Source organism: Thiothrix subterranea (assembly GCF_016772315.1).
GTDB classification, from domain to species: Bacteria; Pseudomonadota; Gammaproteobacteria; order Thiotrichales; family Thiotrichaceae; genus Thiothrix; species Thiothrix subterranea.
The window spans coordinates 1,361,199-1,374,755 of record NZ_CP053482.1 but is presented as its reverse complement, the minus strand read 5'-3'; the positions used below and the strand labels follow the sequence as shown (position 1 = coordinate 1,374,755).

The following is a 13,557-nucleotide window of genomic DNA, read 5'->3' as shown; positions in this document are numbered from 1 at the left end:
TAACGAATGCATTATGTTGAAAAAATTATTCATCACCATCGGGCTGTGCGTGAATCTGGGGAGCGTTAGTGCCGCAGAATCGCTGCTGCCTGTTCGCCCAGCACCGCAACCGGCTGAACTTACCCTGATTCGCCACCAACAAACCGCTGATTTGCCTGCTGATATTCAGGTGTTCATGCAGCAAGCCAAGATTCCCTCTGAAAACCTGAGTGTGTACATCCGCGATTTAAACGCCAACGTACCGATGGTGGTGCATAACGATAACGTGCCGCGCAACCCCGCGTCGGTGATGAAATTGCTGACGACTTGGACAGCACTCAAGTTACTTAGCCCCAGCTATACCTGGAAAACCGAAGCTTGGATGCGCGGTGAATTGAAGGACGGTATTCTCAACGGTGATTTGATCCTAAAAGGGTACGGCGACCCGTTTCTAACCGATGAAGCCTTTTGGCAATTGCTGCACGATCTGCAACTTAAAGGCTTGAAAGAGATTCGCGGGCAATTGGTGGTGGATAACAGTTATTTCAACATTCCCGATTACGACCCAGCGGCTTTCGACAATGAACCAACCCGTGTCTACAACGCCCAGCCGTCGGCGCTAATGTTTAACTTTCAGGCGAACCGTTTTCTATTGGAAGCCGACCAAGCCACGGGCAAAGTGGGAATTACGCCGTTCCCGCTGATTCCCGGTTTGCAATTGGACAATAGCATGGTGTTGGCAAAAGGCGGTTGCCGCAAGGGGCATTACCAGCCGACTTTCCAGCAAACCGACGCGGCGATCAAGATTTCTGGGGCGTATGCGCCCGATTGCGGTAAAAACTTTGTGCTGCGGGTGTTGTCCACCCCTGAAGCGCACGTATTCAATGCGTTTCGGGATGTGTGGCAGTCGCAAGGCGGTAAGTTCAGCGGTAACTTGCAAATCGGGCAGGTACGGGACGGCGATGTATTATTGCATACTCACGAGTCGCGTACTTTGGGGGAACAAATCCGCTTCATCAATAAGTGGAGCAATAATGTGATGACGCGCAATGTGTTCCTCACCATCGGCGCGAAAGTGCTGGGAGCGCCCGCGACATTGGACAAAAGCCGGATGGCGACCGCCGATATGCTCAAAAAAGCCGGTATCGACTACACTGGTATGGTAGTGGAAAACGGTTCCGGCTTATCGCGCAGTGAACGTGTCAGTGCACGGCAGTTAGGCGCGTTATTGGAGATGGCATGGCGTGACCCGTATATGCCGGAATTCATGGCGTCGTTACCGCTACTGGGTGAAGACGGGACATTGGCAAGCCGTTTCAAAGACGATGATTTACGCGGGCGCAGCCACCTGAAAACGGGCACGTTGAATGATGCCACGGCTATCGCAGGGTATATGTTGACCCGCAGCGGTAAGCGCCTGGTCATCGTGTTATTGCATAATGGTCGGGAAGCACAAGGTGGCGGAAGGCGCTTGCAGGATGCTTTATTGAAATGGGCATTCGAGCAATAAGCCATGTAGCAGCTAAAATATAAGGAGCCGGAAGCGCAGCATGAAAACAATCATTTGGGGGTTATGTTTACTGGGTGCAAGCGCACCGGGGTATGCGGCTTTTTTCCAGCAAACCGAAGCGGAAGCGGCGGCTGAAGCGGAATCCCCTGTCAAGGTGACGGTGCAGGGGGCGGATACGGCGCTGGCGGATAATTTACGGGCTTTCATGCCTTCCTTGCGCAACCTCAAATGCGATAGCTCGACCGATCGGGTGCAGCGTTTCATCGAATCTGCCGAAGAAAAACTGCACGAAGGCGCGGAGGCGATGGGCTATTACAGCGCTCGTTTTAATGTTACCCCGGTGCAACAAGGCAATTGCTTGGCGTTGCATGTGGCGGTACAACCCGGCGAGCCGGTGCGCGTGACACTTATTGAGGTGCAATTGACGGGCGCGGGCAAAGATTTGCCGGAATTTCGTCAGATAACCGCTGCATTGCCCTACCGAACAGGCGATGTGCTGGTGCACCAAAAATACGAAGATTTCAAAGCCAGCCTCAATAGTACTGCCAACCGCTTAGGGTTTTTCGACGCGGAATACGTGCTGCGGGAAATTCAAGTCGACCCTGACACGCGCCAAGCGCAAGTACGCCTGCATTTTGAGACGGGTAAACGTTACCAAGTGGGCAAGGTTAAAGTGGAACAAAATGTGTTGGCGGAAAAATACCTCAATCGCTATTTGCGCGTGCGTGAGGGCGATACCTACAACGCTGAAAACTTGCTGAAACAGCAGCGGATGTTGGAAGGCAGCGGTTATTACAACGAAGTGCAAGTGAGCGGCGCTTACCAACAAGCCGAAAACGGTGTCGTGCCTGTGGGCATTACAGCCACACGGCGCAAACGCTATACCTATGATGGGCGGGTGGGGTATGGCACCGATACCGGGTTTCGGGTCGAAACCGGCATGGATGCGCATTGGGTTAACGATAAAGGTCACAAATTCAATGCCAAAGGTGTAGTGGCGCAAAATGAGCAGTCGGTGGAAGGCGCTTACAAAGTACCGCTATGGCAACCAGAACACGAGTTTGCCAGTCTTTCCGGCGGGGTACGCCATACCGACAACAACGGGATCGAAAGCGAAGCGCTCAAACTGGGCTTGGATTATAACCGCCGCAATCGCCACGATTGGCAACAAACGGTATTCATCAATTACCTCGATGAAACCACGCGCGTGACCAGTGGCGCGGAAACCCGTTCGCAACTGACGCTTGCTGGGGCACGGGTTAAAAAGACCGAAACCGACGATTTATTATTCCCCTCACAGGGTTGGCAAGTGGCGGCTGAAGTGCAGGGTGCAGTCGATGGGGTGTTAAGTGACCAAAGCGTATTGCAAGGCAAAGTGAGTGGTAAGTATCTGCGCACATTAAACAACCGCGATAAGTTGATTTTACAAGGTGCGGCAGGTACAACCTTGACCGATGATCTCGATACTATGCCCAAATCGCTACGTTTTTTTGCGGGCGGGCAAAGCTCGGTGCGCGGCTACGATTTCGAGTCCTTGGGGGAAAACAATGCTGCTGGTGATGTGTTAGGCGGCAAGCATGTGTTGACCACCAGCGTTGAATACGAACGCCCAGTGGTGGATAACTGGAGTGCGGCGGGTTTTGTGGACGCAGGGGATGCGTTTGACAATACCGCGAATTTGACCATGCAAGTGGGGGCGGGGTTCGGGGTACGTTACAAATCCCCGCTGGGGCCGATACGTGCCGATATTGCCGCGCCGACCGATGATCCCGGTGATGTGCATTTCTACTTTAGTTTGGGGCCTGACTTGTGAATCAATGGCTGAAACATTTATTGGTTAACCCCTTGCTGGTCATTTTTCTACTCCTGTTGCTGGTGTTAGGAAGTGTTGCTTTCCTAACCTTGTCGCAAACCGGTACGCGGTTTTTGGTAAATAATGCGCCTTATTTTGTTTCTGGTCTCACGCTGGAAAATGTCGAAGGCACGCTGGCAACGGGTCTCAAAGCCAGTCGTATCCGCTGGGAAAGCGACAGTGCCACATTGGAAGCTGACAATGTAGACCTGGATAGTCAGGTGGAAGTGGCTTCTCCGCCGACCTTACGGGTCAGCCGTTTGCTGGCTGATAAATTGGTGATTCGCTTGCCGGAAAGTCAGGAGGCGGCAGCCAGCAGTCCGTTTGAATTAATGTCGATTGCATTGCCACTGAATCTCGATGCCCAACAAATCCGCATCAAGGAACTGGAAGTTTGGCAAGGTGAACACCCATTGCGCTTGCGTGATGTGCAATTGGATGCGCAAGCCCATGACGGAAAATTACACCTCGATAATTTGCAAGCTGAGCTTTACGACGCACAAGGCAAGGTCGATGTGGCATTGGATGGCACGATGCAATTGGCTAAACCGCACGAGCTGGCGTTGCGTGTGGTTGTGGATGCGAACAGCACAACGTGGGGTGTCGGTACAGCGAAAGCTGATGTGGGCGGCGAGTTATTGCAATATACCCTCTATATGACGGCGGATTGGGCTTATGCCGCTTACCCGCGCTACCAAGGCACTTTGCAGGGAAAGGGTTCGTTTGTTGACCTCACGGTAGCGCAATTGCAGCTTAATGGTGCGGCGGGGGCGCTGAGTGCCACGGGGCATGTGGATTGGCAGGATGCGCTGATTTGGCAAGCCGAAGTTGACGGCAGCCAGTTGAATCCAGAAGCGTTTCTCAAAGACTGGCCTGCTGCGCTTGATGTGCAACTGCGTTCGGGCGGCACCTTTCAGCAGGGTAAATTGCAAGCAACGACACTGAACGTGACGCGCTTGCAGGGCAAGTTGCGTGAATATCCTGTGGACATAAGCGGGCAGGGCGACTGGAACAGCAAGGTCATCAATCTGCAAGCGCTGGATGCCAAAGTTGGCGATAACCGCTTGCTGGCAAATGGTGCTGCCAGCGACAAACTCGACATCAACTGGCAGATAGATGCGCCAAAACTGGCACAGCTTGACCCGCGTTTACGCGGCAATGCCAAGGGTAAGGGGACGTTGCAGGGGCTGCTCGATGGTTCGCAATTGCAACTCGATGTGGCGGATTTATCCGGCAACGTGGAAGGTTACGACCTCAATGCCAAGGGTAAACTCGCTTGGGGCGATGCCAAACTCGCCGCGCAAGAGGTGGTGATTCAGTCCGGCGGCAATCGGCTCGAAGTGTCCGGGCAAGCCACCGCGCCCTTTGATTTGCGCTGGAAAGTGGATGCCAAAAATCTTGCCAAAGCGTGGAAAGGTTTGGAAGGCAGTTTGCAGGGCGAAGGCATTTTCAAAGGCAAATTAGAAGCGCCAGAGATTCAGGCGGATTTAACCGGCAGCAAATTGCGTTATCAGGATTACCGGTTGGGCGCGTTGGATTTGCAGGCACAGCAAGTGGGTGAACGCTATGAGGTGGACGGTAAGCTTAAGGATTTCAAAACGGGTGAAACCCTGATTCAGGCAGCAACTATTGAGGGGCAGGGGACAATCACTAGTCATCAAGTGAAGGCGCAAGTGACCCATGAGTCGGGCAAGCTTGATGTAACTGCGAACGGCGGTTGGAAAAATGGACAATGGCAAGGCACGATTCCTAGCCTTGCATTGCGCGATACTCCGGCGGGTGATTGGAAGACGGTTGCGCCGATTAATTTGCAGGCGTCTGCTAAGGCGTTTAGTGGTTCGCTGATTTGTTTGAACAATCAGGTGGCGCGTGCTTGCGGCAAACCGGCATGGACACCTGCTGCGGGATTCAGCATTGCGGGGGATTTGCAGGAAATTCCGCTGGTGATGTTGCGTCAGTGGTTGCCGGATACCGTGAATGTGGTAGGGACAGCCAATGCCGATTACCGTTTTGAGCAACGTGGCGGCAAGCCGGTGGCGAGTGTTGCGTTACGGTTGCCCGATAGTAGTGTCAGTGTGCGTGGGAGTAAGGGCAAAACCGAAACGGTTCAATACAGCAATACCCGTGCGGATGTCAGCCTCAATGACCGGCAGATGGAGGTGCAGGCGCAACTGGATTTGGTGAGTTATGGGCAATTACGTGCCGATGGGCGTATCGACCTGTCGCCCACGGATGGCAATCATCGGATTAATGCTCGCCTGAATGCCTCACTGCCGGATATTGCGTGGTTGGAACGTTTTTCACCGCAGATTGACCGTTTGCAGGGCAAAGTGGCGGGTGATGTGCAAATCAGTGGTTTGCTCAAACAGCCGGTTGTGAATGGCGAGGTGCGCTTAACCGAGGGGCAAGTGCATTTGCCGGAAGCGGGGGTGAAATTGGATGCGATTAATTTGAACATGCAAGCCAGCGGAACAGAACGTGCCACGATTAACGGTTCGTTGCGGGCGGGCGGCGGCACTATGACAGCCAACGGGGTGTTGTCGTTAGCAAACCTGCCGCAGTGGGAGGCGGATGTGAGCTTGCAAGGCAATCGGCTCAAGTTGATGGATACGCATGAAATACAGGCATGGGTTTCCCCCGATTTGCGGATTCAAGCCAGCCCTAGCGAGGTGGCGATTAGCGGTAGCGTGTTGATTCCTGAAGCGACGGTGAGTTTGCGGGAAATTCCGCAGACTGCCAGTGCGCGTTCGGATGATGTGGTGATTGTGGGGCGTAGCGCTGCTACAGCCGTTGCGGGTGAGCCAGCGACCGTTTTGGTGAAAGATGCGCCGTTGAATATTAAGCCCAATGTGGTGATTGAACTGGGCGATAAGGTTACATTCAATGGCTTTGGTTTGGATGCGCGACTGACGGGCAAATTGCGGGTGTTGCGTACCCGTCAGGATATTATTGCCGAAGGCGTGCTCAATGTCGTGGATGGGGTTTACAAGGCGTATGAACAGCGCTTGGCGATTGAGCGCGGGCGGTTGATTTTCAATGGCCCGTTGAATAATCCGGGGCTGGATGTGCGAGCGGTGCGCGAAGTGGCTGATGGTGACATCAAAGTGGGTATTTCACTGGCTGGCACGGTGCAACAGCCGGAATCGACGTTATTTTCCACTCCCCTGCAAACGCAAAGCGATACCTTGAGTTATTTGCTGACTGGGCGGGCAATGTCCAGTTTAAGTGGTGATCAATCATCCCTATTAATGGAGGCGATTACGGGTTTGGGCATTGCGGGGGGCGAAAATCTTGCGCAACGTTTAGGGGGGAGCTTGGGTTTGGATGATGTGAGCCTGAAGGCCAAAAACGGCGATTTCGACCAAAGTGAACTGGCCTTGGGCAAACGTTTAGGGGCAAGGCTCTACGTGCGTTATATCGTGGGTTTGTTTGACTCGTTGCAACGGGTGGCAATTACTTATCAAATTAACAAGCACTTACAGGTTGAGGCGCAAGCAGGTCTCCAGCAAGGTGTCGACTTGATTTACAAGATCGACACCGATACTGGCCCGCTGCGGCGTTGAGCCGTTACTTAACAGCCGCGCCCTATTGCGTAATAGGTAATGCCTTTTTTCGCCATTTGTTCGGGTGAATACAAATTGCGCCCATCCACGATGACGGGATCGTTGAGCTTGGACTTAATGGCATCGAAATCGGGGCTGCGGAATTGTTGCCACTCGGTGACGATGACGAGGCAATCGGCACCTTCCAGCGCTGCTTCGGCGGTCTGGCACAGTTTCAGGTCAGGGCGTTGCCCGTAAATGCGGGTGCATTCTTCCATCGCTACCGGGTCAAAGGCTTGTACGGTAACGCCTTGTTTCCACAGCGCTTCCATTAAGTTACGGCTGGAGGCTTCACGCATATCATCGGTATTGGGTTTGAAGGCCAAGCCCCACAGCGCTACGGTTTTGCCTTCGAGGTTGGCACCGTAATGCTTTTGAAGTTTCTCGAATGGTTTGTCTTTCTGGCGGTAATTGACGGCCTCTACCGCCGACAATAATTCGGCGTTATAGCCGATTTCACGCGCGGTGCGTTCCAGTGCTTGCACGTCTTTGGGGAAGCACGAACCGCCGTAGCCACAACCGGGATAGATGAAATGATAGCCAATGCGCGGGTCGGAGCCGATGCCGATGCGCACTTTCTCGATGTCAGCGCCGAGTAATTCCGCCATATTCGCCAGTTCATTCATGAAGCTGATTTTGGTGGCAAGCATTGCATTGGCTGCATACTTGGTGAGTTCGGCGGAACGAATGTCCATCACCACTAATCGGTCATGACTGCGGTTGAACGGGGCGTAGAGTTCGCGCATGAGTTCAGTGGTGCGTGGGTTGTCGGTGCCGATTACAATTCGATCGGGTTTCATGAAATCGTCAAGTGCTGCGCCTTCTTTTAGAAATTCAGGGTTGGATACCACGTCGAATTCGGCGTTGAAAGCCCGTTGTTCCAATACCTCCAGCATCGCTGCGCGTACTCGGTCAGCCGTGCCGACCGGGACGGTGGATTTGTCGACCACAATGCGGTAGCCGTCCATGTGTTGCGCAATCGAGCGGGCAACGGTGAGTACATAACGCAGGTCAGCCGAACCGTCTTCATCCGGTGGCGTGCCGACGGCGATAAACTGAAATAAACCGTGTGCCACGCCTTCGGCGGCTGATAAGGTAAATTTCAAACGCCCGGCGGCAATATTGGCTTGCACCATTTTGTCGAGGCTAGGTTCATGAATGGGAATTTCGCCATTGAGTAACATATTGATTTTGCGTTCATCAACGTCGACGCAGAGCACGTCATTGCCCACTTGTGCTAAGCAAGCACCGGTGACTAGGCCGACATAGCCCGAACCGTAAATTGTAACTTTCATTGATGGTTCCTAAATAAAAACTGGATTTTTGTATACGATACGCATTATGATCAAATCCGCTAATTTTTGTAACAATTAAGCCGACGAACTTACCAGTTTAGCCGTCGAAAATTAATGACAAAATTCTGCTTTTTCAAGGTTGACATTGACGAGTGATTCACTCAAAATGCCGTCCTTTCCAGTCGGAGGGATTCCCGAGCGGTCAAAGGGGACAGACTGTAAATCTGTTGGCACTGCCTTCGAAGGTTCGAATCCTTCTCCCTCCACCATATTTTAGTTTGCACGTTCAGCTTGATGCATATTGTCATGCGGTACGGTGTGGGCACACGACTTCAGGCGGGTGTAGTTCAATGGTAGAACTTCAGCCTTCCAAGCTGATTGTGTGGGTTCGATTCCCATCACCCGCTCCAATTTCTGGCTGAGTCGTTAAAATGGTTTTGCTCTCATAGCTCAGGTGGTAGAGCGCATCCTTGGTAAGGATGAGGTCGGCAGTTCGACTCTGCCTGAGAGCACCAATTATTCAGGAATTTAACGGAAGTTATCGATCATGGCAAAAAGTAAATTTGAGCGTAATAAAACGCACGTAAACGTCGGCACAATCGGTCACGTTGACCACGGTAAAACCACGCTGACAGCGGCGTTGACAGTTGTACAGGCCAAGAAATTTGGCGGTGAGTCAAAAGCTTACGATCAGATCGATGCGGCTCCTGAAGAAAAAGCACGTGGTATCACCATTTCTACCGCACACGTAGAATATGAATCTGAAACACGTCACTACGCACACGTTGACTGCCCAGGCCATGCTGACTATGTTAAAAACATGATCACTGGTGCTGCTCAGATGGACGGCGCTATTTTGGTTTGTTCAGCGGCTGACGGTCCAATGCCACAAACACGTGAGCACATTTTGTTGTCTCGCCAAGTTGGTGTTCCATACGTTGTCGTTTATATGAACAAATGTGACTTGGTTGATGACGAAGAGTTGTTAGAACTGGTCGAAATGGAACTGCGTGAGCTGCTGTCTAGCTATGATTTCCCCGGTGATGATACCCCTATCGTTAAGGGTTCAGCACGTATGGCGCTGGAAGGCGACGAATCTGACATCGGCGTTCCATCCATTGCACGTTTGATTGAAGCTATCGACACTTTCATTCCAGACCCAGTGCGTGCTATCGACGGTACATTCTTGATGCCGGTTGAAGACGTATTCTCTATCTCTGGTCGTGGTACAGTAGTAACCGGTCGTATCGAACGTGGTGTGGTCAAAGTCGGTGAAACCATCGAAATCGTTGGTATTCGCGATACTAAATCAACTACCGTTACGGGCGTTGAAATGTTCCGTAAGTTGCTGGATCAAGGTATGGCGGGTGACAACGTTGGTTTGTTGCTGCGTGGTACTAAGCGTGAAGAAGTTGAACGCGGTCAAGTTCTGTGCAAGCCGGGTTCAATCAAGCCACACACCACGTTTGAAGCAGAAGTCTATGTTCTGTCTAAAGACGAAGGTGGTCGCCACACGCCATTCTTCAAAGGCTATCGCCCACAGTTTTATTTCCGTACTACGGACGTAACCGGCGCCTGCGAATTGCCAGAAGGCGTCGAAATGGTTATGCCAGGTGACAACGTTAAATTGGTTGTTACGCTGATTAACCCAATCGCGATGGAAGACGGTTTGCGCTTCGCTATCCGCGAAGGTGGTCGTACCGTTGGTGCTGGCGTTGTTGCCAAGATCATTGCGTAAATAACATCTTGTGTTTTGAAAGAGCAGAGAGTATTCTCTCTGCTCTTTCTTGCCTTTACAGGCCAATAGCTCAATTGGCAGAGCGGCGGTCTCCAAAACCGCAGGTTGGGGGTTCGATTCCCTCTTGGCCTGCCATCTTTATAGATGGCTTTGGACGATGAATTGTGGTCATTGTAGTTAAACTGTTTACAGTGTGTTATCCAAAGTCATTCGGCTATCAGGTTTGGTAAAAAATAAATGTCAGTACACACCGAAGAACAGGGCTCATCGCTGGATACAGTAAAGCTTGTCATTTCTATCGCACTCCTGTTCTTGGGGATTGTGGGTTTTTACTATTTTGAAAATTGGCAAGGTCAGCCCGTCTCTTTATTGCTACGTGTGTTGGGGTTGTTAGCTATTGTCGGTGTGGCTGTGGCTGTGGCTCTATCCAGTTTGTCAGGTAAACGCTTGTTGGGCTTTATGAAGGACTCGCGTCTGGAAGTTCGCAAGATGGTTTGGCCTACTCGTGCTGAAACGTTGCAGACTACCTTAATGGTAATGGTCATTGTTCTGATTCTGTCCATCTTTCTCTGGGGTGTTGATTCCCTGCTTGGTTGGGGAGTTAAAAGTATGCTCGGCGGAGGAAGTGTCTGATGGCAATGCGATGGTATGTAGTTCAAGCTTATTCTGCTTTTGAAAATCAAGTTAAGCGCTCGCTTGAAGAGCGCATTGTGCGTTTCGGTTTGGAAACGTCCTTTGGTCGTGTGCTAGTGCCTACTGAAGAAGTGGTTGAAATACGCGACGGGCAAAAGCGTAAAAGTGAGCGTAAGTTCTTTCCCGGCTACGTGTTAGTTGAAATGGAAATGAATGATGAAACGTGGCACATGGTGAAAGAAACGCCAAAGGTGCTGGGTTTCATTGGTGGTAAGGCGGATAAGCCAGCCCCCATTACGCAAAAAGAAGTCGATAACATTATGCGTCGAGTGGAAGAGGGGGCTGAAAAGCCACGCCCGAAAGTTCTTTTCGATGCGGGTGAAGTCGTGCGTGTTACTGATGGGCCATTTAAAGATTTCAACGGCGTAGTCGAAGAAGTCAATTATGAAAAAAGCCGCTTGTTGGTTGCCGTGCAAATTTTTGGTCGCTCAACGCCCGTTGAGTTGGAATTCTATCAGGTTGGCAAAGCCTGATTAGATAGTCACGGGGAGCCGTCAGGCGCTATTACCCATTTATAGGAAAATATCATGGCAAAGAAAGTCATCGCTTTTATCAAGCTGCAAGTTCCGGCTGGTAAAGCAAACCCAAGTCCACCTATCGGCCCTGCACTCGGTCAACGTGGTCTGAACATCATGGAATTCTGTAAAGCATTCAATGCTGCGACACAGAACCTTGAAGTCGGCCTGCCTACACCTGTTGTTATTACAGCGTACAGCGATAAGAGCTTTACGTTTGTAATGAAAACCACGCCAGCTTCTGTTCTGCTGAAAAAAGCAGTCGGTATCAAATCGGGTAGTGCAAAACCGAATAGCAATAAAGTTGGCAAAGTCACCGTTGCACAACTGGAAGAAATTGCTAAGGCAAAAACACCAGACTTGACAGCAGCCAGTATGGAAGCGGCAATCCGCACCATCGCAGGCACTGCGCGTAGCATGGGTCTAGAAGTGGAGGGCATGTAAGATGGCAAAATTGACTAAACGCCAAAAGGCAATCGCTGAAAAGATCGACCGCACCAAGGCTTACGCCATTTCTGATGCGCTGGATACCTTGAAATCTTTGCCACGTGCCAAGTTTTTGGAAAGCGTTGACGTGAGCTTCAACCTCGGTGTTGACCCACGTAAATCTGACCAAGTCGTGCGTGGTTCTACCGTGTTGCCAAACGGCAATGGTAAAACGGTGCGTGTTGCCGTATTTGCACAAGGTGCAAACGCTGAAGCAGCAACGGCTGCTGGTGCAGACATCGTGGGTTTCGACGATCTTGCGGCTGACATCAAAGCAGGCAAGATGGATTTTGACGTAGTCATTGCCAGCCCGGACGCGATGCGTGTGGTCGGTCAATTGGGTCAAATCCTCGGTCCACGCGGTTTGATGCCTAACCCGAAAGTTGGCACTGTGACCCCTGACGTTGCTGGTGCTGTCCGCAATGCTAAGGCCGGTCAAGTCCGTTACCGCACAGACAAGGGTGGTATCATCCATTGTTCCGTTGGTAACGTTGATTTTGATACCGATAAGCTGGTTGGCAATATCAATGCGCTGGTAGCAGACTTGGTAAAAATGAAGCCATCCACGTCCAAAGGTATCTACCTGAAGAAAGTTTCCGTATCCACCACCATGGGTACTGGTTTGACAGTCGATAACGCATCACTGTCTTACTAATGGATTGGGGCGTTATTGCCCCATTCTCCGTTTCCAAGGATGGAAACAGCCGCAAGGCAAAAAGATATACAGGACGTATGTCGTCAGAGACCGTAGGTGCTTCGTATGAAGCTTAATGGTTCTGCACTACGTGTAGAGAACCTGCGCAGATGGCGTTCCCCGAGTCAGTAAGATGGTTTGGGACGCTGTTTCCTTCGCAAGCCGGATGTTTCCGGTACGTGATCGATAAATGGTGGATTATCCGCCAAACCAGGAGTAGATAACGTGGCATTAACACTGCAAGAGAAAAAAGAGATTGTCTCTGAAGTGGCCGCAGTTGCTGCAAGTGCTTATTCTGCGGTAGCTGCTGAGTACCGTGGATTGACCGTAGCTCAACTCACTACGTTGCGTCAAAACGCACGTAAGAATGGGGTGTACCTGCGTGTTGTGAAGAATAATCTGGCGCGAATCGCTGTTAAAGGTACTGCTTTCGAGTGTATCCAAGACGGTTTGGTTGGCCCGTTGGTATTGGCGTTTTCTCAGGAAGACCCAGGCTCAGCGGCACGCCTGATTAAAGACTTCAAGAAAGACAAAGCCCATGACAAGATGGAAGTAAAGTTCGTCGCTATCGACGGCGCTATGCTCCCAGCTTCTGAATTGGATCGTCTGGCGAAATTGCCAACTCGCGATCAGGCACTGGCCACCTTGGCTGCTGTCCTGCGTGCACCGTTGGATAAATTTGCTCGCACTCTTGCTGCATTGCGTGACCAAAAAGCTGAAGCCGCTGGCATTAGCTTGGATTGATTACTGATTTAGGTTTTGGAGAAACAAAATGGCTTGTACTAAAGAAGATATGTTGGAAACGTTTGCCAACATGACGGTAACTGAAATCGTTGATCTGATTTCAGCGATCGAAGAGAAATTTGGCGTAACGGCTGCTGTTGCTGTCGCTGGCCCTGCTGCTGCTGCTGAAGCTGCTGCTGTGGTTGAAGAACAAACTGAATTCAACGTTGTAATGACTAGCTTTGGTGCTAACAAAATCAACGTTATCAAGGTTGTCCGTGGCGCAACCGGTCTTGGCTTGAAAGAAGCAAAAGACATGGTTGAAGGCGTTCCTTCCGTTGTGAAGGAAGCAGCAAGCAAGGACGACGCAGCGAAATTGAAAGCAGAGCTAGAAGCCGCAGGCGCTACTGTCGAACTCAAGTAATATTGAGGTCGAGCATGTTGCACTGCAACTAGTTCTTACATACCTT

The 13,557-nt window shown here is 51.3% G+C and carries 11 protein-coding genes and 4 tRNA genes; 14 read left to right on the top strand and 1 reads right to left on the bottom strand.

Features of this window, described 5'->3' with window-relative positions; translation table 11 throughout:
* The first annotated feature begins 13 nt into the window (after window positions 1-13).
* Genes dacB through HMY34_RS06790 form a run of 3 tightly spaced genes read left to right on the top strand, consistent with a single transcriptional unit; the run spans window position 14 to window position 6,904 of the window.
* Window positions 14-1,489 carry a D-alanyl-D-alanine carboxypeptidase/D-alanyl-D-alanine endopeptidase gene (dacB, locus tag HMY34_RS06800; protein WP_202718512.1) on the top strand — a complete coding sequence of 492 codons (1,476 nt, stop codon included), beginning with the start codon at window positions 14-16 and terminating at the stop codon, window positions 1,487-1,489.
* A 40-nt stretch (window positions 1,490-1,529) separates the two neighbouring features.
* Window positions 1,530-3,302, top strand: coding sequence for an autotransporter assembly complex protein TamA (locus tag HMY34_RS06795; RefSeq protein WP_202718511.1), 1,773 nt, complete (start codon window positions 1,530-1,532; stop codon window positions 3,300-3,302).
* Window positions 3,299-6,904 (top strand): translocation/assembly module TamB domain-containing protein, encoded by a 3,606-nt coding sequence (locus HMY34_RS06790; protein ID WP_202718510.1) that lies wholly within the window; start codon window positions 3,299-3,301, stop codon window positions 6,902-6,904. Before HMY34_RS06795 ends, HMY34_RS06790 begins: the two co-directional genes overlap by 4 nt.
* An 8-nt stretch (window positions 6,905-6,912) precedes the next feature.
* On the opposite strand, the gene HMY34_RS06785 is transcribed toward HMY34_RS06790, so the two are convergent.
* Window positions 6,913-8,238, bottom strand: a complete 1,326-nt coding sequence (locus tag HMY34_RS06785; RefSeq protein WP_202718509.1) for a UDP-glucose dehydrogenase family protein — start codon at window positions 8,236-8,238, stop codon at window positions 6,913-6,915.
* Between the two features lie 184 nt (window positions 8,239-8,422).
* Here HMY34_RS06785 and HMY34_RS06780 point away from each other — a divergent pair.
* From HMY34_RS06780 to rplL, 11 genes are all read left to right on the top strand, one after another.
* Window positions 8,423-8,507: transfer RNA gene (locus HMY34_RS06780), tRNA-Tyr, on the top strand.
* A 67-nt stretch (window positions 8,508-8,574) separates the two neighbouring features.
* Window positions 8,575-8,648 (top strand) — tRNA-Gly (locus tag HMY34_RS06775).
* Window positions 8,649-8,677: 29 nt separating this feature from the next.
* Window positions 8,678-8,753: transfer RNA gene (locus HMY34_RS06770), tRNA-Thr, on the top strand.
* A gap of 32 nt (window positions 8,754-8,785) precedes the next feature.
* Window positions 8,786-9,976, top strand: coding sequence for an elongation factor Tu (tuf, locus tag HMY34_RS06765; RefSeq protein WP_202718508.1), 1,191 nt, complete (start codon window positions 8,786-8,788; stop codon window positions 9,974-9,976).
* A gap of 59 nt (window positions 9,977-10,035) precedes the next feature.
* A tRNA-Trp gene (locus HMY34_RS06760) sits at window positions 10,036-10,111 on the top strand.
* 102 nt (window positions 10,112-10,213) lie between these two features.
* Window positions 10,214-10,609, top strand: coding sequence for a preprotein translocase subunit SecE (gene secE / locus HMY34_RS06755; RefSeq protein ID WP_202718507.1), 396 nt, complete (start codon window positions 10,214-10,216; stop codon window positions 10,607-10,609).
* The gene (gene nusG / locus HMY34_RS06750; RefSeq protein WP_202718506.1) at window positions 10,609-11,142 is read left to right on the top strand and encodes a transcription termination/antitermination protein NusG; all 534 of its coding nucleotides are present in this window, start codon (window positions 10,609-10,611) and stop codon (window positions 11,140-11,142) included. Before secE ends, nusG begins: the two co-directional genes overlap by 1 nt.
* A 54-nt stretch (window positions 11,143-11,196) precedes the next feature.
* The gene (rplK, locus tag HMY34_RS06745) at window positions 11,197-11,628 is read left to right on the top strand and encodes a 50S ribosomal protein L11 (RefSeq protein WP_028489184.1); all 432 of its coding nucleotides are present in this window, start codon (window positions 11,197-11,199) and stop codon (window positions 11,626-11,628) included.
* Between the two features lies 1 nt (window position 11,629).
* Entirely contained in the window at window positions 11,630-12,325 is a 696-nt protein-coding gene (rplA, locus tag HMY34_RS06740; protein WP_202718505.1) for a 50S ribosomal protein L1, read from the top strand.
* Between the two features lie 264 nt (window positions 12,326-12,589).
* Window positions 12,590-13,108: a 50S ribosomal protein L10 gene (rplJ, locus tag HMY34_RS06735; protein WP_202718504.1), complete on the top strand. Its 519-nt coding sequence runs from the start codon at window positions 12,590-12,592 to the stop codon at window positions 13,106-13,108.
* A gap of 28 nt (window positions 13,109-13,136) precedes the next feature.
* Window positions 13,137-13,511, top strand: a complete 375-nt coding sequence (gene rplL / locus HMY34_RS06730) for a 50S ribosomal protein L7/L12 (protein WP_202718503.1) — start codon at window positions 13,137-13,139, stop codon at window positions 13,509-13,511.
* Window positions 13,512-13,557: the final 46 nt, after the last annotated feature.